This is a genomic window from Rufibacter ruber (genome assembly GCF_001647275.1).
In the GTDB taxonomy this organism is placed as follows: domain Bacteria; phylum Bacteroidota; class Bacteroidia; order Cytophagales; family Hymenobacteraceae; genus Nibribacter; species Nibribacter ruber_C.
In genome coordinates, this window is the sequence record NZ_LRMM01000028.1 from 24,291 (window position 1) to 49,817 (window position 25,527).

The 25,527-nt window shown below is 53.3% G+C and carries 20 protein-coding genes; 11 read left to right on the forward strand and 9 right to left on the reverse strand.

The window, feature by feature from the left end; translation table 11 throughout:
- Window positions 1-44 precede the first annotated feature (44 nt).
- Window positions 45-3,305: a DUF3098 domain-containing protein gene (locus A8O25_RS12300; protein WP_153042725.1), complete on the forward strand. Its 3,261-nt coding sequence runs from the start codon at window positions 45-47 to the stop codon at window positions 3,303-3,305.
- 518 nt (window positions 3,306-3,823) lie between these two features.
- On the opposite strand, the gene A8O25_RS12310 is transcribed toward A8O25_RS12300, so the two are convergent.
- From A8O25_RS12310 to A8O25_RS12325, 4 genes are all read right to left on the reverse strand, one after another.
- Window positions 3,824-4,735: a universal stress protein gene (locus tag A8O25_RS12310; RefSeq protein WP_066835255.1), complete on the reverse strand. Its 912-nt coding sequence runs from the start codon at window positions 4,733-4,735 to the stop codon at window positions 3,824-3,826.
- Window positions 4,736-5,043: 308 nt separating this feature from the next.
- On the reverse strand, window positions 5,044-5,685 hold the full coding sequence (locus A8O25_RS12315; RefSeq protein ID WP_066835257.1) for a DsbA family protein: 642 nt from the start codon (window positions 5,683-5,685) through the stop codon (window positions 5,044-5,046).
- 147 nt (window positions 5,686-5,832) lie between these two features.
- Window positions 5,833-6,615: an SDR family NAD(P)-dependent oxidoreductase gene (locus tag A8O25_RS12320; protein ID WP_066835259.1), complete on the reverse strand. Its 783-nt coding sequence runs from the start codon at window positions 6,613-6,615 to the stop codon at window positions 5,833-5,835.
- Window positions 6,616-6,967: 352 nt separating this feature from the next.
- Entirely contained in the window at window positions 6,968-9,205 is a 2,238-nt protein-coding gene (locus A8O25_RS12325) for a TonB-dependent receptor (RefSeq protein ID WP_338152747.1), read from the reverse strand.
- Between the two features lie 371 nt (window positions 9,206-9,576).
- On the opposite strand from A8O25_RS12325, the gene A8O25_RS12330 reads away from it, so the two are divergent.
- The gene (locus A8O25_RS12330; protein ID WP_066835264.1) at window positions 9,577-9,951 is read left to right on the forward strand and encodes an endonuclease domain-containing protein; all 375 of its coding nucleotides are present in this window, start codon (window positions 9,577-9,579) and stop codon (window positions 9,949-9,951) included.
- A gap of 428 nt (window positions 9,952-10,379) precedes the next feature.
- On the opposite strand, the gene A8O25_RS12335 is transcribed toward A8O25_RS12330, so the two are convergent.
- Window positions 10,380-11,621, reverse strand: a complete 1,242-nt coding sequence (locus tag A8O25_RS12335) for a DEAD/DEAH box helicase (protein WP_066835266.1) — start codon at window positions 11,619-11,621, stop codon at window positions 10,380-10,382.
- Window positions 11,622-11,831: 210 nt separating this feature from the next.
- Here A8O25_RS12335 and A8O25_RS12340 point away from each other — a divergent pair, with 210 nt between their 5' ends.
- From A8O25_RS12340 to A8O25_RS12370, 7 genes are all read left to right on the forward strand, one after another.
- Entirely contained in the window at window positions 11,832-12,569 is a 738-nt protein-coding gene (locus A8O25_RS12340; protein ID WP_066835268.1) for a Cthe_2314 family HEPN domain-containing protein, read from the forward strand.
- A gap of 64 nt (window positions 12,570-12,633) precedes the next feature.
- Complete coding sequence (locus tag A8O25_RS12345; protein ID WP_066835270.1) at window positions 12,634-14,181, forward strand: PDDEXK family nuclease; 1,548 nt, start codon at window positions 12,634-12,636, stop codon at window positions 14,179-14,181.
- A 73-nt stretch (window positions 14,182-14,254) separates the two neighbouring features.
- The gene (locus A8O25_RS12350) at window positions 14,255-14,575 is read left to right on the forward strand and encodes a serine hydrolase (protein WP_066835272.1); all 321 of its coding nucleotides are present in this window, start codon (window positions 14,255-14,257) and stop codon (window positions 14,573-14,575) included.
- 142 nt (window positions 14,576-14,717) lie between these two features.
- Window positions 14,718-15,383, forward strand: coding sequence for a TetR/AcrR family transcriptional regulator (locus A8O25_RS12355; RefSeq protein WP_066835274.1), 666 nt, complete (start codon window positions 14,718-14,720; stop codon window positions 15,381-15,383).
- Between the two features lie 5 nt (window positions 15,384-15,388).
- Complete coding sequence (locus A8O25_RS12360) at window positions 15,389-16,708, forward strand: ABC1 kinase family protein (protein ID WP_066835276.1); 1,320 nt, start codon at window positions 15,389-15,391, stop codon at window positions 16,706-16,708.
- Between the two features lie 570 nt (window positions 16,709-17,278).
- On the forward strand, window positions 17,279-18,262 hold the full coding sequence (gene rlmF / locus A8O25_RS12365) for a 23S rRNA (adenine(1618)-N(6))-methyltransferase RlmF (RefSeq protein ID WP_066835278.1): 984 nt from the start codon (window positions 17,279-17,281) through the stop codon (window positions 18,260-18,262).
- 286 nt (window positions 18,263-18,548) lie between these two features.
- Window positions 18,549-18,899: a DUF6370 family protein gene (locus tag A8O25_RS12370; protein ID WP_206598682.1), complete on the forward strand. Its 351-nt coding sequence runs from the start codon at window positions 18,549-18,551 to the stop codon at window positions 18,897-18,899.
- A 122-nt stretch (window positions 18,900-19,021) separates the two neighbouring features.
- Here A8O25_RS12370 and A8O25_RS12375 read toward each other — a convergent pair whose 3' ends face one another.
- From A8O25_RS12375 to A8O25_RS12390, 4 genes are read right to left on the reverse strand one after another with little or no spacing between them, the layout of a single operon-like run.
- Window positions 19,022-19,984 carry a sodium-dependent bicarbonate transport family permease gene (locus tag A8O25_RS12375; RefSeq protein ID WP_066835279.1) on the reverse strand — a complete coding sequence of 321 codons (963 nt, stop codon included), beginning with the start codon at window positions 19,982-19,984 and terminating at the stop codon, window positions 19,022-19,024.
- Between the two features lie 6 nt (window positions 19,985-19,990).
- Complete coding sequence (locus tag A8O25_RS12380) at window positions 19,991-20,479, reverse strand: hypothetical protein (RefSeq protein ID WP_066835281.1); 489 nt, start codon at window positions 20,477-20,479, stop codon at window positions 19,991-19,993.
- Between the two features lie 4 nt (window positions 20,480-20,483).
- Window positions 20,484-21,329 (reverse strand): DUF6671 family protein, encoded by an 846-nt coding sequence (locus tag A8O25_RS12385; protein ID WP_066835283.1) that lies wholly within the window; start codon window positions 21,327-21,329, stop codon window positions 20,484-20,486.
- 35 nt (window positions 21,330-21,364) lie between these two features.
- The gene (locus tag A8O25_RS12390; RefSeq protein ID WP_066835329.1) at window positions 21,365-22,801 is read right to left on the reverse strand and encodes an NADP-dependent isocitrate dehydrogenase; all 1,437 of its coding nucleotides are present in this window, start codon (window positions 22,799-22,801) and stop codon (window positions 21,365-21,367) included.
- 146 nt (window positions 22,802-22,947) lie between these two features.
- Between A8O25_RS12390 and A8O25_RS12395 the strand changes: the two genes are divergently transcribed.
- Both A8O25_RS12395 and A8O25_RS12400 read left to right on the forward strand, forming a co-directional pair.
- On the forward strand, window positions 22,948-23,922 hold the full coding sequence (locus tag A8O25_RS12395) for a LysR family transcriptional regulator (RefSeq protein ID WP_066835288.1): 975 nt from the start codon (window positions 22,948-22,950) through the stop codon (window positions 23,920-23,922).
- 310 nt (window positions 23,923-24,232) lie between these two features.
- Window positions 24,233-25,339 (forward strand): GAF domain-containing protein, encoded by a 1,107-nt coding sequence (locus A8O25_RS12400; RefSeq protein ID WP_066835290.1) that lies wholly within the window; start codon window positions 24,233-24,235, stop codon window positions 25,337-25,339.
- Window positions 25,340-25,527: the final 188 nt, after the last annotated feature.

The following is a 25,527-nucleotide window of genomic DNA, read 5'->3' on the forward strand; positions in this document are numbered from 1 at the left end:
GGACGAAATACTTGTCAATAAATCAAAATTTATAATCACCAACCATGACCACCGCCCCTAAAACCACCCAACCGCCAACTACGCACGCAACTTTTCTCTTCACCAGAAAACAGTTCATCCCGTTATTCATAGGCATGGGCGTGATTGCGCTGGGGTTCATCTTGATGGCCACCGACCCCACCCCGCACGGCTACGGGTTTCTGGGACTCACACTGGGGCCGTTGCTGGTGGTGACGGGGCTGGCGTTTCCGTTTTGGGGCATTTTCAGGAAAAACACCCCGGAAACGCAACAGCAGAACTCCCCTCTCCGTGGGAGAGGGGCTGGGGGTGAGCCCCCCTCCCTTTGGAAGTTTTACCACAGGCTCAACACCCTCACCGGTTGGCTGGTGGCACTGGTGGCGCTGGCGGTGTATGTGGCCACGCTGGAGCCTTCTACCAGCTTCTGGGACACCGGCGAGTTCATTGCGGCGGCCTACAAACTGCAGGTGCCGCACCCGCCGGGGGCACCGCTGTTTCTGCTCATCGGGCGGCTGTTCACGTTGCTGAGTTTAGGCGATACGGGCCAGGTGGCGTGGTGGATGAATTTTATGTCGGCGTTGAGCAGTGCGGTTACGGTGCTGTTTCTGTTCTGGAGCATCACGCTGCTGGCCCAGCGGCTCCTCCCGCTTTCGGCCGAAGGCCCTACCTCTGCGCAAAAGGTGCTGCTGCTGGGCAGCGGGGCAGTGGGCGCGCTGGCGTTTGCGTTCACAGACTCGTTCTGGTTCAGTGCGGTTGAGGCCGAGGTGTATGGCATGTCGTCGTTCTTTACGGCCATTGTAGTGTGGGCGGCGCTGAAATGGCAGCAGCAGGCCCACCAACCAGAGTCTGTCCGCTGGCTCTTGCTCCTGGCTTATTTGGTGGGGCTGTCCATTGGCGTGCATTTGCTTAACCTGGTGGCGCTTCCGGCGCTGGCGCTGCTGGTGTATTTTCAAAATTACAAGCCTTCCAAAGCAGGAATTCTGGCCGCGCTGGCCGTGGGCGGGGCGTTGGTATTGGCCGTGATGGAAGGCATGATTCCGGGCTTGCCTTCGGTGGCCGGAGCGTTTGAGGTGTTTTTTGTGAACAGCATAGGGTTGCCGTACGGCGGCGGGGCGGCGGTGTTTCTGCTGCTGCTGGCGGCGACTATGGAGTACGGGCTGCGCTGGGCCAAGAACCACCAGAAACCGTTGCTGCACACGGCCCTGGTGGCCTTTATTCTGGTCTTGACCGGTTATTCGTCTTACCTGATGGTGCCCATCCGGAGCGGCTACAACCCGCCCATTGACGAGAACAACCCGGAGAACATTCTGTCATTTGTGAGCTACCTCAAGCGCGAGCAGTACGGCAGCCGGCCACTGCTGTACGGTCCGCAGTTTCAGGCGCAGGCGCAGAGTTATGAGAACACGGGCCAAGTGTACGCGCCGCAGAACGGGAAATACGCGGTGGTGGACCAGAAATTTGAGAGCGTCTATGACGAGAAAGACAACACGCTGCTGCCGCGCCTCTACTCAGACCAGCCCGTACATTTGCGGGCGTACCAGCACTGGGTGGACGTGCGGCAGGGGCAGAAACCCAGCTTCCCCCAGAACCTGAGCTTCCTGTGGAACTACCAGCTGGGGCACATGTACTGGCGGTACTTCGGGTGGAATTTCATTGGCCGCGAGAGTGAGGTGCAGCATGCGGGCGTGCTGTGGCCGTGGGAGAAAAAAAACGACTTGCCCCAGCCCATGGCCAGCAGCAAGTACCGCAACCAGTTTTTCCTGCTGCCGTTTCTGCTGGGCGTTTTTGGCCTGTTTTTCCAATTTCGGCGCCAAAACAGAGACGCGTGGGTTATGCTGCTGCTCTTCTTCTTCACGGGCATGGCCATTGTGCTCTACCTGAACCAGCCGCCCGTGGAACCGCGGGAGCGCGACTACACCTTTGCGGGCTCCTTCTACGCCTTCAGCATCTGGATGGGTTTGGGGGTTCTGGCCTTGGCCGAAGGATTGCGGAAACTGGTAAAATCTGCCGTGGCGGCGGCGGTACTGGCCATGGTGCTGGCCCTCTCTGTCCCCGCCATTCTCTTCGCCGAAGGGCTTGACGACCATGACCGCTCCCACCGTTCCCACGCCCTTGACTCAGCCAAAAACCTATTGAGCAGCGTGGCGCCCAATGCCATTCTATTCACCAACGGCGACAATGACACGTTTCCGCTGTGGTACGCGCAGGAGGTGGAGGGCTTCAGGACCGATGTGCGCGTGCTGGTTATGACCTACCTCAACACCGACTGGTACGCCGAGCAGGCCATGCGGCAGGTGAATGCCTCGGCCCCGCTGCCCACCACGCTTAAGCTGCCGCACTACGCCTTCAGCAACAACAACTACCTGCCCTATGTACCCAACCCCAGCGTGCAGGACAGCGGCATGGACCTGAACCAGTACCTGCACCTGCTCCAACAGCACCACCCCGCTCTGCAGGTGCAAACCCAGAACGGCCGCACCCTCAACGTGCTGCCCACCAAAAAGCTGAGCCTGCCCGTGAACCGGGAGGCGGTGCTGCAGAACGGGGTAGTGTCACTTGAACGAGCCAGTCAGATTCCGGCCGTCCTGAACTGGGAACTGAAAGCGGAGGCGCTGGAGAAAAAACACCTGTTCCTGCTGGACGTGCTGGCCACCAACCAATGGAAACGGCCTATCTACTTCGCCAGCACCGGCGCCGAGACCGCAGAGCTGGGCCTGCAGCCGTTCCTGCAACTGGAGGGCATGGCCCTGCGCTTGGTGCCCGCCCGCAACCCAGACCCGCAAGCCGAATACTTCGTGGACCGTCCCCGCACCCAGGAAAGCCTGCTGCAGAGGTTCCGGTTCACCGGGCTAAACCAAAACGACCACCCCTACGAGGAGAATTTTGTGACGCAGATTGTGCCTGTGTACCGCCGCAATTTCGCTGATTTAGCGTTGGCGCATTTGGCCGCCGGAGACACCGCCCAGGCGCGGAAAGTGCTGCAGCAATGCCTGGCCCTGCTCCCCGACCAAGGCGCCCCGCACAACTTTGAAAGCGCCGGTTTGGTGCTGCCGCTGGCCCAGGCCGGATTGAAAAAAGAGGCGCAGGCGTTGGCGCAGCTGCTGGCCAGAAGGTTTGAAACACAGCTGCAGTATTACCGCACCCAGCCCGCGTATTTTGAGCGTGAACGGAGTGTGAACTTGTACGGTCTGCAGAACCTGGTGCAGGCGGCGTATGCAGGCGGTTTGCCCCAAGCAAAGCAGTTGGAGGAGGTGTTTCTGCGGGAATACAATTTAATTAAGAATTAAGAATTAGGAATTTAGAATTGGGGGTTCTATCCTTATTTGTCATCCTGCAAGGATCTTGTGGGCGAAGTGTAGAAGCTTTTGGTGACTGCGGCTCGTTCTCACTCCTTTGAAAAAGTCCCTTCACAAGCAGTTGCTGTTTTTGGGCTGTTTTTTGAAAAACAGCCAAAAACGCAATTGACCCGGATATTAGCAAACCTGAAAGACATTGCCAGGTCTTGTGAGCAGAGGCTATAGGTCATCTTCTATCAGGAAGGGTGCTCTATTTTAAAGATGTTCTTGCGCCATAGAATCATGGAATGCCATGTAGTTTTCTCTGCCGCCAAGAACAGCTCCAGGAAGCCGACGTAGTTATGCTTACTTCTAAAGATGGTTTCACCGTTGATGCCACGCGTGTACAAATGGTAATACGTAATTGGCTCCAGCAACCTAACCTCCTCCACAGAAAAAGCGGTTATTTAAAAAGACCTGGCAGTGTCTTTAGACCTGCTAGTGGCTGCGCCAGTACCGTTTCTTTGCATTTAGCTAGAGAACAAGGTCCCCTGCGGGGCCTGCCCCTCCTCCAGCGGCGGAAGCGACAGGGTAGGCAACACGTTGTCAAACACTAACCTATCGGCGGGGCTGGTGCCCCCAAAGAGCCTGTTCCAGAAAGAGCGGTGGTGCTTGGCCACCACCAGCAGGTCAGCATTTCTGGCGTGGGCGTATTCTTCAATGGCTTCGGCGGTTTTATCATTGAACTGGCGCGCAAAACGCAGGGAGGGCACCTGAGTAGACCACCTGTTCACAAAGGCCTGCCAGCGGTCTTCGCTTTCCTGTGAGTCCAGATCATCCTGCACGTACAGCACGGTGATCTCTGCCCTGAAAATCTGGGCCAGCGCCTGCAGTTCCCGCAGGTGCCATTCCTCCTCCTGAAACGGGTCTGTCGCGTACACAATTTTCCTAATGCCGTGGTAGTCAGCATGCGCGGGCACGGCCAGTACCGGGCAGGGGGCGTGGTTCATGACATAGGCGGTGTTGGTCCCCGCCCACCGCTCCAGGGCCGAGTCAGCGCCTTTGGTGCCCATCACCACCAGGTCTACGGCCTGGGTTTGCAGATACGTCACGGCAGAATCCATGCCCACACCCAGAATTACCTCGCCCTGCACCTCCAGCCCCTGTGCCTGCTGCCGTATGTCTTCTACCAGGCGCCACAGGTTCTCCCGGGTCATCTTTTCCCGTTCATTGGTCAGTTCCAGTTGGTTGGGCACATACAGCGTGGGGTCTGACCAGTTTACCCCTGAGACCGATGTGGTGGTACCAGGCACATAATTGTTGGGGTCAAAGGAATGCACCACCACCAGCCGGGCTTGCAGCGTACGGCCCAGCTCTACCGCAAAATGAATGGCTTGATGGGCTTCCTGTGAGAAATCAGTGAGTAAGGCAATGGTTTTCATAGTTCTGCAGGTTTCATGAGAAAAGGCTTCCTTTTCGTCTACTCCCCCAAATGGTTTTCCGTTACCTGGCCTAAGGTTCAGAGTCACTGGTGGAACTCAGAAAAAACAAATTTAGCGCTGCAAAGCGGCATCACCTACACAGAGGATCTGCTGACAAATACCTTTCCGGAAGATGTTATTCCGTGCCGAAAGCAAACCTTACAACAGCCCCTCGCTGGTAATTTCCCCACCCAAAGCGCGCTCACATAGCATGGAAACCTGAAAGATCCTCATCAAAGCGGGCTGCCTGTAAAAACAGTGGTGCAGGCTTAAAAAGGGATTTCAAACGCCTGCAGCAATCGTTCCTCCAGTTCTGGGAGGGCGCAGAAGCCGCGGGAGATGAGGCGGGGGCCATTGGGGTGGTCCAGGTAGACGCTGGGCAGCGTACTCACCCCCAGCCGCTCCACCATCTCAAACTCCTGCTGGGTTTGCCTGTAGATTTCCTCGGTCTCAAACAGGGCCAGGAACAAGTTCTCAGAGATCCCAAACGGCCGTACCACCTCCACCAGCACCTCGGGTTTACTAATGTCCCTGCCATCTGCGTAGAAGGCAGAATGCAGAGCCCTCAGTACTTCCAGCGTCAGGTTGGGCCGCAGGTGCTTCACGGTGAGCAGCGCCCGGCAGGCGGGTTCTGTGTCATAGGTCAGCTCCTGCCGAAGGAAAAATTTGTAGTCAAACGGCAACTGGCATTTCAGCTGGGCACGGTGCCAGCTCACGGCCAGATTGTCTTTTTCCAGGTCACTGAGGGGTTCCTGCGCATAAGGCCTCAACCCGCCCACCAGCACCTGCACTGATAACCGGCCGTACCACAGCGCCCGCAGCCGCCTAACAATGGGGGTAAACCCATAACACCAGGCACACATGGGGTCTGTGACATATAAAAGGAGCGGGTTATCAGGCAGCTTCAGCATAGGCATTACACAATGTTCCGGTTCTTTTTACAGGCAAGGGCGGCACAAAGATTCACTTCGGTGGTTAAATATCACCAAAGAACCCACTGAAAGAATGCCTGTTTTCGGCCTGTTTTCTTAAAAACGGGCCGAAAACAGAAATCAGGGCTATTCATCATGGTAAATCATTTTCACGGTCATGCCGCCGTCAATGGTGAGGCGCTGGCCGGTAATAAACCCCGCCTGGTCTGAGCAAAGGAACAATGCCGCCCGGGCAATGTCTTCGGGCGTGCCCACCCGCCCCACCGGGTGCTGGGCCTTGTCTTGCGGGCGGTGGTGGGGCTCATAGCGCTTGCTCTCTTTCTCCCAGGGCCCCGTCTCAATCCAGCCGGGGCTGATGGCGTTTACTCGTATCTTTGGCCCTAAACTTATTGCCAAGGAGTGGGTAAGCGCCTCCAATCCGCCTTTAGAGGCAGAATAGGCAAACGTGTTGGGTTCTGACATGAACGCGCGGGTAGACGTGATGTTCAGGATGGCAGGATGCGCGGCTTTCTTTAGCAGCGGGAGCGCGTATTTGCTGCATAGCAGCGGCCCCCGCAGGTTCACGCCCAGCACCTGGTCAAACTCAGAGATGGGCAACTCTGCCAGCGGAGTCCTGGGCGGCGAGGCAATGCCTGCGTTGTTGACAAGCACATCCAGCCGCCCGAATTTTTCCTGCACCTGCGCCATGAGCTGCTGCACCTGCTGTTCCTGGCTTACATCACAGGCTATAAACGTTAGCGTTAAATTTTGCCCCTTCAGCCGCTCCAGCGCCTCCTGCCCTGCCTCCTGGTCCAGATCGGTGATCACCACCTGGGCTCCCGCCTGCGCAAAGGCCTGCGCCATGCCCAGACCAATGCCCTGGGCACCGCCGGTAATAAGGACAACTTTTGAAGAATAATAGCTCTGCATTGGGTTCAGTTTTAGTCCCGTATTCGAAGGAAAACAGCAGGAAGTTGTATGGGCAGCATTCTCTGGATTTCTGTTTCCGGCTTATTTTTCTGAAAACAGCGCAAAAACGTTCCCTTCCCTGGAGGGAAGTTAGCTGAGAATGCCTGGTTTACTGGTGACGCAGCTTTTTATGAGCTTCGCTGCTGCAGCAAACCCTTATTTGGGCAAACCTCAAGGGCTAATCCCCATTAGAAAACGTAGTTGCTCCTCCCTTCTGGGAGGTTCTGAAGACATATTCTGCCAACTTCCCGTTTGGTTTACTCTTGCTGTTTTCGGCCTGTTTTCCCAAAATCAGCCTAAAAACGCACTTCTCTCATTGAAACAGATGATACCGCACGCCTACAAACCCTCTTATCCCTTGCAGCGAGGCGTAGTTATAGCTGGGGTCAAAGGTGTAGCCATGGGGGTTGGTGATGGGGTCATTCGCGGTGCGGTCAAAGGGGTCAAAGGGCCGCATGATGGGGTCTTGGGGCACAAAGTTGAACAGGTTCTTGAGTCCGCCGAACACCTCCAGCCCATGGTCAAACTTCTTGGTGACTTGCACGTTGACCAGGCTGAACCACGGCGAATACTCCGGCCGGTAATCATGGGGTAGCACAGGCAGGCGCATGGGGCCGTAGAAGGTGCCGGTGAGGTCAACGGTGAAGTTTCCGGGGAAGGTGTAGCCCGCCAGAAAATTGCCAGACCACTCCGGCGCGTGCAGCTGCACCCGCTTCACCAGCGCCCCCTCACCTTCGGCCTCTTTCTGGTACACGCGCATGTAGGTGAGGCCCGCCGCCAACTTTAACGGCATGTAAAACGAGAGCTCGGTGTTCACAGACACGCCTTGGGAGACCGCGTGCCCGCGCAGGTTGGAGTAGATGATTTTTGTTGGGTCGGTGTCAAAGTCACCAATGATTTTGTTGCTGAACCGGGAGTAGAAACCGGTCACGTCTAACGTAAACAGGAACGGCTGCCAGGCGGCCTGATAGACATAGTTCAGGTTGCTGTTAATGGACTGCTCCGGCTTCAGTTCCTCGGTAATCTCCACCTCGCGGGCACCGGTGAGGGCGGCGTGGTCCTCGGTGAACAGACTCACCACCCGGTAGCCTGTCCCGAAACTCGCGCGCACCGTATGCTGCGGCCCCGGCGACCACTTGTACGCCACCCGCGGCGACTGAATGTGCCCGTGCCGTTTGTCATAGTCATAGCGGTAGCCCAGCAGCAGCTTGTGCTTCTCCGTGAGGGTCCATTCGTCCTGCACAAACACCCCGGGCAAGGGCGTAGTTACGGGGGCGTTTCTGGGATTCACCTCATCGGCCGTGGCCGTGGCGGGGGTGTTGTCATCATAGTGGGTGTAGCGGAACGAGGTGCCCAGCAGAAGGTTGTGGCGGGGCGTGAGCGGCTTGTCCCAGTACAGCTGCCCGAAGGCTACGGTTTGGTCGGCGAGGAAGGGCATGGTGCCGTAGAAGGAGTTCTGCTGGTGCCGGTTCACCGACAGCTGAGCCATGATTTTCTGGGGCAGCGGCAGTTGGTACTGGCCAATCAATTCCCAGCGCTTGGTGTAAATGCTTTCGCCGTAGAGTTGGTCTGAGCCGCGGTGTTCTTTGGTCCAGTCCATCTGTCCGCCCCAGCGGTCTTCATAGACATAACGCGCCGCCACGCTGGCCACGCGGTTCTCCTTCCGCTCAAAATCCCACTTGTTGAACACCGAGATGCGCTGCTGCAAGGTGACATCGGTGAAGCCGTCTTTATTTTTATCTAAGGGGTTCTGGTAGTTAAAGTAGTTGATGCCCAGCAGCCCGTGCGCCTGACCGGCCTTGAACTTCACACCCACGTCTGAGCTTACCTCGCCCCAGCTCGTCCCGAACACCTCGGCACTCACCCGCGGCGCCTTCAGCGGACTCTTGGTAATCACGTTAATAATGCCGCCCATGGCCTCAGAGCCGTACAAAGACGCCGCCGGACCTTTCACCACCTCCAGCCGCTCCACCAGACTGTTGGGAATGCCGTTGAGGCCGTACACCGTAGAGAGGCTGCTCACAATGGGCATGCCGTCAATGAGGATGAGCGTGTACGGGCCTTCCATGCCGTTGATGTGAATGTCACCGGTATTGCAGACGTTGCAGTTGAGTTGCGGCTGCACCCCGTTGATCATGCCCACCGCCTCAAACAACGTGGGCGTGGGGTTCTTCTTGAAATACGCAGGCGTGTACACCTCCACCGGCACCGGACTCTCCAGGCGGCTCATCTCTTTCATGGTGCCTGTGATCACCACTTCCCTCAGGTTCCCGGCCGTGGGCCGAAGGTTGATTGGGTAAGTGGTTTTCCCCGCCTGCAGCGGAAGCGTGTCGTTCTGGTAGCCCAGAAAAGAAACCACCAGTTGGCCGTTGGGTTGAACCTGCGGGAGTTTCAGGGTGAACCGTCCCTTCTCATCGGTCATGGTGCCCAGGCTGGAATTCACCACGCTGATGCTGCAGAACCCCAGTGGCTCCCGCGTCTGCGCGTCGCGCACGGTGCCGGTGATGGTCATTTGTTGGGCAATGGCTCCCAAGTGGAGTAAACAGGTCAAAAGGAAAAGTAACAGTAGTCGCATCTTCAGAATTAAATAGACTAAAACATATTTTTAGGCAAACCTAAAAATAAAATACGAGGCGGTACTACAAATGTTTAGATAAGTTTTATCAGTTTGGATGTGAGTGGGATGGTGAGGAGTTGTTAGAAGGACGGTGGCTGAGGTAGACCTCACAGGTTTTGAAAAACCTGTGATGGCTTTTGCCCAGGCGCGGTTGCTATAGGTTATAGCTTAGTATAAGCTCTCAAAAGCAGTTGTTACTTTTTAGTTCTCCCCTGATGATTGCCCAAGCGGGAATTTGAGGCAGCGGGCGCAGCTCTAAAGACGGGTGTTTATACCTGTCGGTCACGCATTCCTTACTATTCTTAATGCCCAACAGAATCATTCCATACCGCCCAGACCTTAGAGAAAAGGCAAAATATCTCCGCAAGAACAGTACGCTGGCGGAGGTACTACTTTGGGAGGAAATCAAAGACAGAAAATTAGGGGTTCAATTCCACCGGCAAGTGCCAATGCTCCACTACATTGTGGACTTCTACAGCCATGAGCTGCAACTGGCCATTGAAGTTGACGGCGACAGCCATGATGACAAAGTAGCGTATGACCACCAGAGGGAGCAAGAGTTAAAGGCGTATGGAGTGACGTTCCTTCGGTTTGAAGACATTGATGTGAAGCGGAATATCAGATTTGTGGTGGAGGAGATTTACCACTGGATAGAGGAGCATAAGAATCAGCAAAAGTGACTCTCCTGTTTAAACATTACCAGTACCTCAGTAAAACAGTTTACCAACCACGGATTCTCCCCAGGATTACCCAAACGAGAGTTTGAGGTAGCGAGCGCAGCTCTAAAGAGGGGTGTTTACACCAGCCGGTCATGGCGTTCCCAACTTTGGCGCGGAATTACTTCTGGATCATAAAAGAAAGAATGTTTCACAATGCGTGCTCTCCTGTGTAAACACCCCTCTTTATCTCCCCTCAAGGGGAGAATCTGCGTTTAGTGGGAGCTATTGGTTAACTTACCCTTTGTTGAAAAAGCCTTTTCAATAGGAAGCATCTTGCCTACTGCTCTATAAATAAAAAAATCCGTTTCCAGCCTGTTTTCCTGAAAACAGCCCGAAAACGGATGAAACGCCTCCCCTCTCCGTGGGAGAGGGGCCGGGGGTGAGGTCCTCTACTTCTTCTTATGCTTCTTGCCTTTCTTCTGGCTCTCAAACTCCTCCACCTCACGCAGCAATGACTTCAAATCCGGCTTTACCTCAGAAGAGAAGTCTATGGTGGCGGTGTAGTCGTCTTTCTGGATTTCCAGCACTTTGATGGGTTTGCCCAGGTATTCCTCAATCACGTCTAGAATAGGTTTTTCCTCGGGGCTGCAGAACGAGACGGATTTGCCTTTCTGGGTTCCGCGGCCGGTGCGGCCTACGCGGTGCACGTAGTTTTCGGGCACGTCGGGCAGGTCATAGTTGACGACGTACTCCACGCTGGGGATGTCAATGCCGCGGGAGCTCACGTCGGTGGCGATGAGCACTTTCACGTCGCCGCGTTTGAAGCGGTTGAGCGAGGTGAGGCGGTCTTTCTGGTCTTTGTCGCCGTGCAGGGTTTCGGTGGTGATGCCCACGCGCTCCATGGCGTTGTGCACGCGCTCGGCCCGCACTTTAGTGCGCACGAACACCAGTATTTTGCTGCCTTCGTTCTCTTTCACCACGCGCTCCAGAAAGAAGCGTTTGTCGTCCATGCCCACGTAAGCCACGCTGTGGTCTACGTTCTTAGACACGGGGTCTTTGGGCGAAATCTGGATTCTAATGGGCTTGGTCACGAGCGAGTACGCCAGGTCTTTGATGTGCTCATTGATGGTGGCCGAGAAGAACAGCGTCTGCCGCTTGCGGGGCAGGTGGCGCAGCACGTCGCGTATGTCTTTGATGAAGCCCAGGTCCAGCATGTGGTCGGCCTCGTCCAGGATGAGCATTTCTACGCGCTCCAGCCGGATGTGGCCCTGGCTCACGAGGTCAAACATGCGGCCGGGGGTGGCCACCAGCACGTCTATGCCGTCTTGCAGTTTCTCAATCTGGGGCGCCTGCTCCACGCCGCCAAACACGGTCATGGTCTCTACGCGGGTGTGCTTGCCCAGGGTCTTGAACACCTCGGTAATCTGGATGGCCAGTTCGCGGGTGGGCACCATGACCAGACACTTGATGCCATCTGCCCGGCCGTACTGCTTGCGCTCATGCAGCAGGTGCAGCACCGGAATGGCAAACGCGGCGGTCTTGCCCGTACCCGTCTGCGCAATGGCCAGCACGTCTTCGCCCTTCAAGATGGGCGGAATGGCCTTGAACTGGATATCGGTGGGTTTCTTGAAGCCCAGTTTGTCCAGGGCTTTCTTGATGGCGGGGTTGATATGGTAATCCTCGAATTTCATGGGCGCAATGGTTCCGGCCGGCGGCCTAGGTGGTGGCGGTTCTCCCCTTTTACGGTTCCCCCGCCGAAACTTCTACAAAGGTGCGATTTCTTTCTGGGTTTTGCAGGCGGAGGCGGTGGTTTTGCGTTTTGAAGCTGTTTTTGGGAAAAGAGGCCGGAATAATAAGATTAAAAAAATAAATGTATATTAGGTTTATAAAATATTCATTGAATGAAATTAGAAGAACATTTTGAAGGCACAAAGTTTGAGTACGACCTTGCTAAGGCGCTTCTGACTTTCGTGCCAAGGCAATTTGAAGAAGCTCTTAAAGATTCTTCCCTAGAATATGAAAAAATGGGAACTTATAAAGAAAGGAAACTAAAAACGATATTACATTACTTTACAAACTTTTATACTGTTCTTCAAGATTTAGAATTAACATTACTATTCTTAAGAAAGGAGAGAGCTCTTATTTTAGAGCACTATTCTGCAATAGAATCACAAAAGACATATTATAATTACCATTTTGAAAACTACTTTATAAGATTGGTTACTCTTGGTGATATTGTCGCTAGGCTTGGCTCGACAGTATACGGTCTAAATATAGATTTAAAAAAGTTATCAATTTATAATTTTAAAGACAAAATAAAAAAGGAAGGTTATTATGATATTGCCGTAATTACTGACAAATTAATACAAAGTCTTGACAAACTAAAAAAAGAAAGAAATAATAAACTGCATTCTGGAAAAGCTGACATAGACCTTTTAAGTGGAACAGTCATTTGGGAAGACTATAACAAAATAATTGGTTCACTGACAACTTCTAGTTTGAAAAATTACACAGACATGCAAGTAAAAAAGGCAATTAAAAATCTTCACAAAGAGTCAATTGCTATTTTAGATATCATCAAAGAGCTTCTAGAGAAATCGACAGACAAACTTAATGAGATAATTAAATCAACTAATTAGCATCCTTACGTTTTTCGACAAACACATTTTCAGAAGAGATTAATTAACCCTATAATAGAATCATATGCAATTTAATATTACAAACATAGCAAATATAAATCAAAATGAATTCAAAAGAGAAATCCACAAACAATTAGTCTTTGAAATTATCTTCCCTCTCCCTTCCATTGGGTTCTCAAGTAGTAACATCGACATAATCAGTGACTATGCAGAAATTTCATTTTGTGCAGAATCAATAGCTCCATTTATTAATATCGTCGACGCACAGGTCTCAACTAAGGATAAATATTATAAAGAATTTAAAATTAAATGCAGAGCAACTGACATAGATAAACTCACTGAAAAGCTATATTACTATTCTAAAATTATAGTCGGTGAATCACCGGACATAACTGATTTAGACAAAATTTCTTTTTTTGATGAGGTTTCTGAACATGAAGAAACTTTTTCTAAAAAAACCTTTTACTTCCCAGAACTAATTAACAACTATTGGGCAAATTTAATAAATGGTGCTTATTGGGAAATGGCAGCTGAGCATAGTGAATCTGAAAGCAAGTTCTTTACAAAAGCTTATCGTAAATACCCTGAACATAGATACGGCTTTTGGAGAAGCCCCTTAACCATATCACTAAAAGAACCTGTTTACTTTTCTACAGAAAATTGGATTATTCCACCCAATACAGATATTGTTAGATGCCTTCACGAGTATTCGGGTCTAGAGGGCAGGTTAATTATTGAGGAAGCCGACAAAGTTTGTCATGAGGGAAAATTGATATTAGTAAGCAATTCCGCAGCAGTTTATTTCACCCAATTTGAAGCATTAAGAAATTCAATTAGTTGCACAGAAAGAGTACTAGAAAAAAAATTAAAAATTTATCCTTTGTCGAAAAAAGAAACAAAACAATTAAATCTTTTTGGCAAAGTCACTACTACTGTAAAGAGCAGTAAAAAAGTAAATCATAGCCAATATGTACAAATTGACGAATCAAGCATCAAGTATTGCATTTCAGAGTATGGAGATATAATAATTGCTAATTATAAAAACTTTCATTATATCTTCTTCTCCTACGACTCATTGAATTTTGAAGAAATTAAAAATTTACATTACTCTCTAAACCCAATTTTTTCAAAGACTCAAAACTTAATAAATCTATCAATTTCAGGCAATTGCGATTGGAAAGAACTTAACGACAATTTATTTGAAGAGCTCTGTTATGATATATTATATTGTCATCCACATTTTGATTCATCTACAATAAAGAAAATGGGAAAATCAAAATCAAGAGACGGAGGAAGAGATATAACTATCAAAACCAGAGGAAATCCTACTTCAGAGCCAGAACTTTATATATTCCAATGTAAATATTATTCAGACGACTCATCATTATCTGCTTCAAAAGTTCCTAATGCTGGCAATGTGATTATGCATTATGGAGCAAAAGGATATGGAGTATTTACTTCAAGTGTAATAGATGCAACCTTATATGACATGCTTGATGGTTTTAAAGATAAAATGAGAATTGACACATCATTTACGTGGTCTAAATATGAATTGGAAAGATTATTAAACAGAAATACTTTTCTAAAAAACAAATATTTCAAAAAAAATTAACCAAATCAATGTATGACGGCAAGTTAACACTTCTTAAATTTATCATACTTTTAATCAACCACCTTAACCAAAAATGAAACCCCTCCTCCTCACCCTCTTCCTCCTCATTACCACTACCTTCGGTTTCACCCAAGGGCTCACCGGCGCGCAGATAGACGAGCTGGCGCAGCGCACCATGCAGGCGTTCAACGTGCCAGGCATTGCGGTGGGCGTGGTGAAAGACGGGAAAGTGGTGCACGCGGCAGGCTACGGGGTGCGGAGCTTGAACAGCCGCGAGAAAACCGATATGCACACCCGCTTCGGGATAGCCTCTAACACCAAGGCGTTCACGGCGGCGGCGCTGGGGCTGCTGGTAGACGAGAAAAAACTAAACCATCCTTTATTTCCCATCTAACTCACCTTCCTAACCCCCACCTTCCGTTTTCGGCCTGATTTCTAGAAAACAGGCAAAACGGAAAACTTTCTGCCACATTTCGTGCCAGATGTAAACCTCTGCCCCGCCCTGGTTATTTCCATTGAAAGAAGATACGAACCCAATGGAAAACATAGAAAAGACCAACCTTTCGGGCAAAAACACCCGAACCAGAATTCTGGAAGCCTTTGTGCACCATGTACTGGAGACGGGCCAGGAGCCGGTGTCGGTGTATAAATTCGCCCAGAGCCTGCAGATGCGGGAGCAGGAGTTCTACACGTTTTACACCTCGTTTCAGGGGGTGAAAGGCGGCGTGTGGGAATCCATTTTTGAGCAGACCCTCACCGATATGCTCGCGCAGGAGGCGTACGCCCACTACTCGCCTAAGGAGAAGCTCCTCTCCTTCTATTTCACCTGTATTGAGGAACTCAAAAAGAACCGAAGCTACTTGCTGGCGCTCTATGAGAAGCAGCCTGATTTCAAGAAGGTCACGCCGCAGGAAGTCCAGAGTTTTAAGAATAAGTATCTGGCTTTCGCCAAAACCCTGGTGCAGGAAGGCAAGGAAACCGAGCAGATTGCAAACCGCAAGTACATCTCAGACAAATACCCCGAGGTGCTGTGGCTAGAAACCCTGTTCATCTTCCAGTTCTGGCTCAAAGACACCTCGCCGGGCTTTGAGCGCACCGATGCCGCCATTGAAAAATCTGTGAACCTGTTTTTTGACGTGATTGGGAGAAACGCGGTGGACTCCTTCTTTGACTTCGCCAAATTCCTGTACCAGTCTAAATAACTCGCATGAGCCATACCCCTGAAGAGCAAGACCATATTCCCACCTCCAAGGTACAGCGGGCCACCAAGTTTCTGGGCGCCGGGGCCAAGGTAGGCGGCAATTACATTAAACACTACGCCAAGAAAATAGTGAACCCCTCGCTCAGCAAAGAGGAGCTGCACGAACACAACGCCCAGGACATCTATACCTCGTTGAGCCAACTGAAGGGCAGTGCCCTCAAAGTGGCCCAAATGATGTCTATGGACAAGACCATGCTGCCCGGTGCGTACCAGGACAAGTTCACCATGGCCCAGTACAGCGCCCCGCCCCTGTCGTACCCGCTGGTGGTGCGCACGTTCCAGAAGGCGTTCGGCCGTACACCCGAAGCGATGTTTGACACCTTCTCCCCCTCGGCGGTCAACGCGGCCTCTATTGGGCAGGTGCACAAGGCCACCAAAGACGGGAAGACCTTTGCCGTGAAGGTGCAGTACCCCGACGTGGCCGAAAGCGTGAGTTCAGACCTGCGCATGGTGCGGCCCTTCGCCTACCGCCTGCTCAACATGAACGAGAAGGAAATGGACCATTACATGGATGAGGTAGAGGAGAAACTACTGGAGGAAACCGATTACGAGCTGGAGGTGCAGCGCTCCCAGGAGATTGCCACCGCCTGCCGTCATCTGCCCCACCTGAACTTCCCTAACTACTACCCGGCCCTGAGCACGGCGCGCATCATCACCATGGACTGGCTGGAGGGCGCACACTTGAAAGAATGGCTCCAGAACAACCCCACGCAGGAAGACAGAAACCAAATTGGGCAGGCCCTCTGGGACTTTTACCACCACCAGGTGCACCATCTCAAACAAGTGCACGCCGACCCGCACCCCGGCAACTTCATCATTCAGGAAGGCGTGACGCTGGGCATCATTGACTTTGGTTGCGTGAAGGTGATCCCAGAGGATTTTTACCGCGGGTACTTCTCCCTCATCAAAAAAGAGTCGCTGTTGAACGAGGCCCAGCTGAACCAGATTTTCTTTGACCTGGACTTCATCAGTGACCGCGACACCCCGGCCGAGCAGGCCTACTTCAAAGGCGTGTTCAAGGAGATGATTGCCTTGCTGGGCCGACCGTTCCACTCAGAGACCTTTGACTTCGCCCAGGACAGCTACTTCCAACAGATTTACACCCTCGGCGACCGCATCTCCAAAGACAAGATGTTCCGGCAGTCCAGGCAGGCGCGCGGCTCCCGGCACGGGCTGTTCATCAACCGCACCTATTTCGGCCTGTACAGCCTGTTGAACCAGCTAGGCGCGCACATTAGCACCACTAAACCAATGTGGCTGGCTTAAGAAGACCTGCATACATATATTGCTGGCTCTACTACAGATTCTCCCCTTGAGGGGAGAATCTCCATCTAAACGGCTGGGAAGTTAATTTTCTACGCATTCCGTCCCCCTTTGAAGGGGGTAGGGGGATGATTACTCGTGCTGAATAGGTATTGCCGAATAAGCATTCCCGAGGGGTTATCTTTCTATTCCTGTAGTGAAAGCTGGCGGTTCTTCTACTGCCTTGGTCATCCTAGGCCTTCAAAGGGGGACGGAATGCGTGAAATGAATCGCTCAATAAAGACGCTAAAGTCGAGCTATAATAAAGGGGTATGGGGTTTCTGCCACCAGCTTATGGTTGTACCTTTGCCGTACACCCGCCCGGGCTGGTGGCTTTTATATTTGTAAGAAGTGAGACGGAAATTTCTTATCTATCCTCCTGAAGGGACTTGGTGGGCGAATGAAGAAAGCCTGTAGAAAGCAGAAATACAGCTTGCCCACAAGTTCCTTTCAGGATGACAAAAAATATATAAAACTATTTTTGTCTACTTGCTTAGCAAAATGTAAAAGGCACGTACCTTCATCTTGGCATTTATGCACCCTCCCAAAAAAGAACACCCCGAAGAAAAGTCGGGCTTACACCCCAGAAACAAGCACCGGGCGCGCTATGACTTCCCGGCGTTGATAGCGTCTAGCCCGGAGCTGAAACCCTTTGTGCAGGTGAATGCCTACGGCGATGCCTCCGTGGATTTCTTCAACCCCCAGGCCGTGAAGGCGCTGAACAAGGCCCTGCTCAAACATTACTACGGCATTACACATTGGGACATTCCCGCCAATTACCTCTGCCCGCCCATTCCCGGCCGCGCCGATTACCTCCACCACATCGCTGACCTGCTGGGAGACCAAAACACGGTGAGCACCGAAGGGGACATTCCGCGGGGCCCGCAGGTGAAATGCCTGGATATTGGCGTGGGTGCCAACTGCATTTACCCCATTCTGGGCACCAAAGAATACGGTTGGTCTTTTGTGGGCGCAGACATTGACCCGGTGGCCATCAAGTCCGCGAACAACATCATTCAGGCCAACCCATCTCTGAAAGGGAAAATTACCTGCCGCTTACAGCCGAACGCCGCAGACATTTTCAGGGGGATAATTCAGCCCGGCGAGCAGTTTGACCTCACCCTGTGCAATCCCCCGTTCCATGCCTCGGCGGCCGAGGCGAAGGCGGGCAGCCTCCGGAAGGTGCGCAATCTCAAAGGGCAACGCGTGGCCAAGGCAACCTTGAACTTTGGGGGGCAGCACAATGAACTCTGGACCGCCGGCGGGGAAGCCGCGTTTCTCACCAACCTGGTGCGGCAAAGCCAGGAGTTCGCCCAGTCGTGCTTCTGGTTCTCTACGCTGGTGTCTAAGTCAGAAAACCTGAAAAACGTCTACAAAGCGCTGGAACAGGTTAACGCCCTTGAGGTAAAAACCCTGCCTATGCACCAGGGCAACAAAGCCAGCCGCCTCCTGGCCTGGACCTTCTTCACCCCGGCTCAAAAAGCCGACTGGGTGCAGCGGAGGTGGGCAAAGAAGTAAAGAAATTTGCGGAGCAAGCAACTCAAGTTTAGAGGATTGCAATCGATCAATGTCATCCTACCTCTTCTGGGCAGGGAATCATCTTCAAAAGGGTCGGGAGAAAGTCCCCTCCCGGCAGGAATATGATATTCGCCGGTGGCTTTAGAAAGGATAAGTTGAGTTCAGGACCTGGCACGTTCGGTAACCGCCGCAAAACTGGAGAGGGAAAGACAGGCGGCCTTGGTTCTACCTTTGCGGCAGGCTCCACGTATCTTTGTAGAGACATCAGCTAAACAAAACCAACAAGATGAAAGCACTTTTCCTCTCTTTCCTGTTCAGCCTGGCAGCGGGCGGGGCCTTCGCCCAGACCGCAACGCCTGCCCCCGCTCCAACAAAGCAAAATCCACCGGTGCAGACCGTTGAGGCGGCCTGTGGCCAATGCAAGTTCGGGTTGAAAGGCCACGGCTGTGACCTGGCCGTACGAATAGACGGGAAAGCCTACTTTGTGGACGGTACCGACATAGACGCCCACGGAGACGCCCACGCCAAAGACGGCTTCTGCAACGCCATCCGGCAGGCCCGGGTACAGGGCACGGTGCAGAACAACCGCTTCAAGGCCACGTCTTTCCAACTGGTGACAGAACCCGCTAAAAAATAGCCCTTCCAGAAAGAAGGACTTTTTTTCCGTTTTTGGCCTGTTTGGCCAAAACAGGCAAAAACGGAAAACCTACAGTCTCGCCCCCTCCGGGGAAGTACAGGTTCTCTGCCCCGGCGGCTCCCCTACCACCCGCTAATCAGGGCCAGGTAAAGCGGCATGCCCAGCGTGATGTTCAACGGGAACGTCACAGCCAGCGCCATGGGCAGAAAGATACCGGGATTGGCCTTGGGTACGGCCATTTTCATGGCGGCGGGCACGGCAATGTAAGAGGCACTGGCCGCCAGCACCGCAAAGATAAACCGGTTGCCCACCTGCTGCGTCACCCCGCTGCTGAGAACCGCCACCGCGCAGCCGTTCACCAACGGAACCACCACCGCAAACAGAGACGTAAACCAGCCGTTCTGGAAAAAAGCGCTCAACTTGCGGCCACTCACCAAGCCCATGTCCAGCAGAAAAACCGCCAGAAAGCCCTTGAACAGATCAGTGGTGAACGGTTTAATGCCCTGGGCCTGCTCCTGGCTGGTCAACAAGCCAATGACCAGGCTGCCCAGAATCAGCAGAACACTTCCGTTGGTGAAGGAATGGGCCACCACCTGCCCCAGATTCACAGATGCCTCCTGCTTGCCGCGGTAAAGCATGACCAGCGAAACGCCCACAATGATTGCCGGGGCTTCCATCAATGCCATCACGGCCACCATGTGCCCGCTGAACGTGAGCCCCTGCATCTCCAGAAAAGAGACGGCGCTCACAAAGGTTACCGCGCTCACTGAGCCGTAGGCGGCGGCAATGGCCCCGGCGTTCTCCACGCTGAGCCGCTTCTTCAGGAGGAAGAACGTGTACAGCGGCACCCCGCAGGACAGGGCAATCCCTAGCAGGGCCGACCAGACAATCTCCATGGAAAAGTGGCTGTGGGCCAGCTCCTGGCCGCCTTTGAAACCAATGGAGAGCAGCAGGTACAAGGAAATAAACTTTGAGGTAGAGGCGGGAATCTCCAGATCGCTTTTCACCCGTACCGCCAGTATCCCCAACATGAAAAACAACAGCGCAGGGCTGGTAAGATTGTCAATGAGTAAGTATAAATCCATAAGGGCTTAGGTCTGGGGCTGAAGTTCAAAAGTGGCCCGCACCGGCGCCTGGTCGGTGACCCGCACCTGCAGGGCCACCTTCCCCTGGGTCAGCAGAGCGCTGAAACCAGGCAAACGCCGCAGTTGCTCGGCCTGGCGGTACAGGTTCAACTGGGCCAGACATTTCTTTTGCCCCGCCAACGTGGGGTGCTGCAGAATCTCTGCGGAATGGTCTTTGGCCAGTTGCTGCAGAAAATTATGGGCGCAGGTCTCCATACCGGACGATGGGTTCAGGGCGTGCGTGAGCACCGGGCACGACGTGTCCTGCACCAGGTACACCTCAGTGATCTGATTGCGCAGCACCAGGTCCACCAGCGCGTCTCCGTACCCGGTCTCCGGTTCCAGGGCGAAAACGGTTCCCAGGGCGGTCAGGAAATAGGTATTCTGCCCAAACTCCTGCTGCAACTGCTGTTGCAGGTGTGCGGCAATGCCGGTAAGAATCAGCGTGTTTTTCATGGGTCTAAGGGTTACAGTGTTCACAGTAAGTAGGATCTTCGGTTTGGGCCCCACCGGGAAAATCATCCTGGCGGGTGAAGGAGCAGCGCTGGCAGGCAGATTCCAGGCTCCTGACACTCTGGGTGTGCAACCCGCATAACCGGCAGGGCAAGCCCCTGATGGCCTGCGTCACCCCAAACCCAGGTGTGTGGCAAGCGGGGCAACAGGTAGTGCACCGCTCCATCAACAACTGGGCCGCCTGCTTAATGACCTGCATGCGCGTTGGGTTGTAGAGCGCGCGCATATCGGTTTGCACGTAGGCGCTGCCGTGGCTGGCCACCAGAGAGCGGAACGCCGCCAGCAGTTGCGGCCAGGAAGTAAGGCCCTTTTGGAGCCCCTCGGTGCTTCCCGCCGCCGCGCTCAGAATAAGGCCATGCGACGGGAAAAGCACCTGCCGGGCGAAGGCCTGTAGCTCCTCCTGCGTGTGCACCTTTGCTCCCGCGAAGTTGGTTTCCAGGCTGATCTTGCGTACCACCACCTCCAACTCCCGGGCAGTGTCCAGCAGCAGCAGCACCTCTTCATTGGCCGGGGCAAACCACGCCGAGGGGTGCGGCCCAAACGATCCCTCACTCGCAATGCCCAGGGTCTCGCCGGTGAGCGCCAAGGCTTCCAGGCACTTTTGGCGGGCGGTTTCCAGGGGGGGCTGGGTACGTTCCACCTCCCCGGAGAAGGTACCCAGCGCATCAGAGTCAAAGTGGAGAGGCACCTGGCAGGTGACTCCCAGGTATTTTTCCGCGAGGGGGGCAATCACCTCCTCTTTGCGGTGCATGGTGGCAATTACCAGGGTACGGCCTTCAAAACCAGCAGACATGGAGAACGGTTAACGTAAATGAAAACTTGATCAGGTTACTGCCCCTGGCCCATGGAGAAGCCCGGCTTGCCGTTGAAGGCGTAGAGGTTCTCTGTCTTGATGGTGTCTATGCCCCGGTGCACAGCTTCCTGCAACAGCTCCACCACCTGCAGGGGCGCCAGGGCAGCCCCGGTTCGGCTTTGGAAACGGCAGCGCCAGTGGTCTGTGCAGAAGGTTTCGTCAAAGCCCTGCGGCCAGACTTTCACGCCCCGGTTGGTGATCATGCGCAGTTCCAGCTCCTGCTTGGCCAGGGGTTGTACCAGCTGGGCCAGTTCTTCGGGGTCGGTGCCGCGCCAGTGCACAAACACATCTACCCCCAGCAGTTCTTTGTGGGCCGCCGCCGCGCGCTGGTACGGCGGCACCTGGATGGGACGGTTCTTAAACGTTGCGGCCGGTGGGAGATGCGCCGGTGCCTTACCCAGGTTGGAGATGACGGCCAGCGCGAAATCTTCTGTCCCTACCAACTGGCGGCTCATGCCCTCGCGGTAGATGTCCCGGGTGTGGGTGCCGTCTTCCATGGTTTTCAGCCAGGCATTCTGCACTTTCTGGGCTACGCGCGCCTGGCCCAGGTGCGCCAGCATCATGATGGCCGCCTGCAGCAGTCCGCTGGGGTTGGCCACGTCCTGCCCCGCAATATCTGGGGCTGACCCGTGAATGGCCTCAAAGATGGCGTAGTTCTGCCCAATGTTAGCCGACCCGGCCAGCCCCACTGAGCCGGAGATCTGGGCCGCCACATCAGACAGGATATCACCATAAAGGTTTGGCAGCACCACCACGTCAAATTTCTCCGGGGAATCGGCCAGCAGGGCCGCCCCAATGTCTACAATCAGGTGCTGTGCTTCCAGCTCCGGGTACTCCTGCGCCACCTCCCTGAACACCTCATGGAACAGCCCATCGGTTTGTTTCATGATGTTGTCTTTGGTGAAGCAGGTCACTTTCTTCCGGTTGTGCTGGCGGGCGTACTCAAAGGCATACCGCACAATCTTCTCGCACCCGGGCCGGGTGATGAGCTTGAGGCACTGCACCACCTCATCGGTCTGCTGGTGCTCAATGCCGCCGTACACATCTTCTTCATTTTCCCTGATGATGACCATGTCCATGACCGGGTGTTTGGTTTGCACGTACGGGTGCAGGCTCTTCACGGGCCGCACGTTGGCATATAGGCCCAGGGTTTTGCGCAGGGTCACGTTCAGGCTCTTGTAGCCGCCGCCCTGCGGGGTGGTGATGGGCGCTTTGAGCATGACCCGGTTTTCTTTAATGGAATCCCAGCTTTTCTGCGGAATGCCAGAACTGTTGCCCGCCAGGTATTCATGCTCACCCAGGGCTACCTCCTCTATCTCCAGTTGGGCTCCCGCCGTAAACAGAATCTTTAGGGTGGCATCCATGATTTCGGGACCTATTCCGTCGCCGTGGGCCACCGTGATGCGGGGCATCACCGGGGCGGCAGGTGCCGCTAGTATCTCAGTCACGTCTTTTGTCTCCATAGCGTCAGGTTAAAAAGTTTTCTCTGGCGCAAAGTTGCAGACTGGCGTTTATAAATATTAGTTTATAATTTTAATGCCAGGCATAAGCATTTTTTATGAACTACACCCTGCACCAGCTCCAGGTCTTCCTGAAGATTACCCAGACCCAGAGCATCACGCGCGCCGCCGAAGAGCTCCACCTCACCCAACCCGCGGTCTCCATCCAGTTCAGGAACCTGCAGGACCAGTTTGAGATTCCGCTGGCCGAGGTGGTGGGGCGCAAGCTCTACATCACTGATTTTGGCAAGGAGATTGCCCAGGCCGCCGAGAAAATCCTGAACGAGGTACACGCCATCAACCACCGCACCCTGGCCTACAAAGGCCACCTGGCCGGCCGACTCAAAATCTCGGTGGTTTCCACCGGAAAATACGTGATGCCCTATTTCCTGGCAGATTTCCTGAAGCTGCACCCCGGCATAGACCTGGTCATGGATGTGACCAATAAAACCAAGGTGCTGGAAAGCCTGCGGCAGAACGAGGTGGATTTTGCGTTGGTATCTGTGTTGCCAGAGCAGCTGCAGATAGAAAAAGTAGAGCTCATGCCCAACAAACTCTTCCTGATTGGGAACCGGGAACAAGCCCGGCACCACCACCTCCCCCATGACAAGGGAATTTTTGAGCAGGTCCCCCTCATTTACCGCGAGCAGGGCTCGGGCACCCGCCTGGTGATGGAGCAGTACTTTGCCCAACAGCAACTCACCGTGCGTAAAAAGCTGGAGCTTACCTCCAATGAGGCGGTGAAACAGGCGGTGATTGCGGGGTTGGGCTATTCCATCATGCCGTTGATTGGCATCAGAAATGAACTAGGCGCGGGGGAGCTGCAGATTGTGCCGGTCAAGGGGTTTCCCATCTCCTCTACCTGGCACCTGATCTGGTTAAAGAACCGCCGCTTCTCCCCGGTGGCCGCCGCCTATCTGCAGCACCTGGAACAGGAGAAAGAACGCATTATACAGGAGCGGTTTGGATGGCTGGACCTCAAGAAAGGTGGTTTGGGCAAAGCGCCAACCGGAGGTGGCATGAATGAAATTTAATAGAAGTAAGACCGGCGCAAGGTGCCCTGCCCGCATTTTAGGCGCGAGTTTTGAGCACAAAATGCAACCTCCAACTAGTTCTTAAGCGAGAGAAACTGTTTTAAGGCAGGTATAGAAAATAATCTGACCGTTTTGCCCATTCCTGCAGTGAAAGCCCCGAATCAGGCTGTTTTCGGCCTGTTTTCAGAAAAGCAGGCCATAAACAGAAAATTAGAATTTTCCTGGTATCTTTATTAAACCAAACTGAATTATATCAAAGCATTTCATACTACCTAGAATACCTACCGGGTTGATAGTTGCAGAAGAATTTATGGATGAACAGCGCCGTTTACAGGAACTTTATGAGTATAAAATTTTAGATACTCCGCCAGAAAAAGAATTAGATGAATTAGCGCAAATTGCCTCAGCCATCTGTGACACCCCCATCTCCCTGCTCACCTTCATTGACAAGAACCGGCAGTGGTTTAAAGCAGAAATGGGAATGGGCTTTAAGGAGACGTCAAGAGAAGACTCTTTCTGCCGGCACACCCTGCACCACCCCACTGAAGTACTGGTGGTAGAAGACCCGCTCCATGATGAAAGGTTCAGAGAAAACCCTTTAGTGCTTGGGGGCACCCATATACGTTTCTATGCAGGGGCACCCTTGGTGACCCCCAGCGGCCATGTACTGGGTACGCTGTGTATCCTGGATAACAAACCCAGAAGAATCACTGAAAGTCAGAAAAAAGCATTACAACTCCTGGCCAAAAAAGCCATTGATTACCTGGAAATCAGAAAGCTAGTAGTAGCACAGGGCACCGCCATCGGTTCAAACGCAGAACGGCTCAAGAAGCTTACAGACTGTGTGCCGGGGGCTATATATCAGTTTGAGATGAACCCGCAGGGGAAATTCTCCTTCCCATTCATTAGCAAAGGCGTTCAGGATATTCACCCCAGCCTCAGTCCTGAGAAACTTATGGCCCACCCTGACTTAATTTTCACAGTGATTCACCCAGAGGACATCACTTTTGTACGCCAAAGTATTCACGAGACCTTCAGCAACCCGCAACTGTGGCAATCAGAATTCAGGGTCATGGGGGAGAGCGGCAAAACCCTCTGGATCTCCGCTAGCTCCCAGCCCGAAAAGAAAGAAGACGGCACCGTGGTCTGGCACGGCATCTTCCGGGACGTCACGGACAAGAAAGAATACACCCAGGTGCTGGAGCAGATTCTCTTTGACATTTCACATGTCATGCGCAGGCCGGTGGCCAACATGCTGGGGATTACGTCTGCCATTCTGGAAAACAACATGGAGGGCGCTACCCTGCAAGAGTATATGGGCCACCTGAAAAAAGTGTCTGAAGAAATGGATACGTTCCTCAAGAAACTCAATCAGGACTATTCGGCCATACAGGCCAAATCAAAGGGGCCTGCCTGATCTACCACCCAGACCAAAACAGAACTGGAGGCGCGGGGCGTAACCGGGCAGCAGCAACAGCGCCAACCAGCACGTTGGCGAACAGCCCAATTGAAACACCGGCAGCAGGTGCCGGAACGAAGAGCCGTGGCGGGTACTAGTATTTAGAACTCTTGATTGCTTAAACCTCTTGTCCATGGCCATCCACC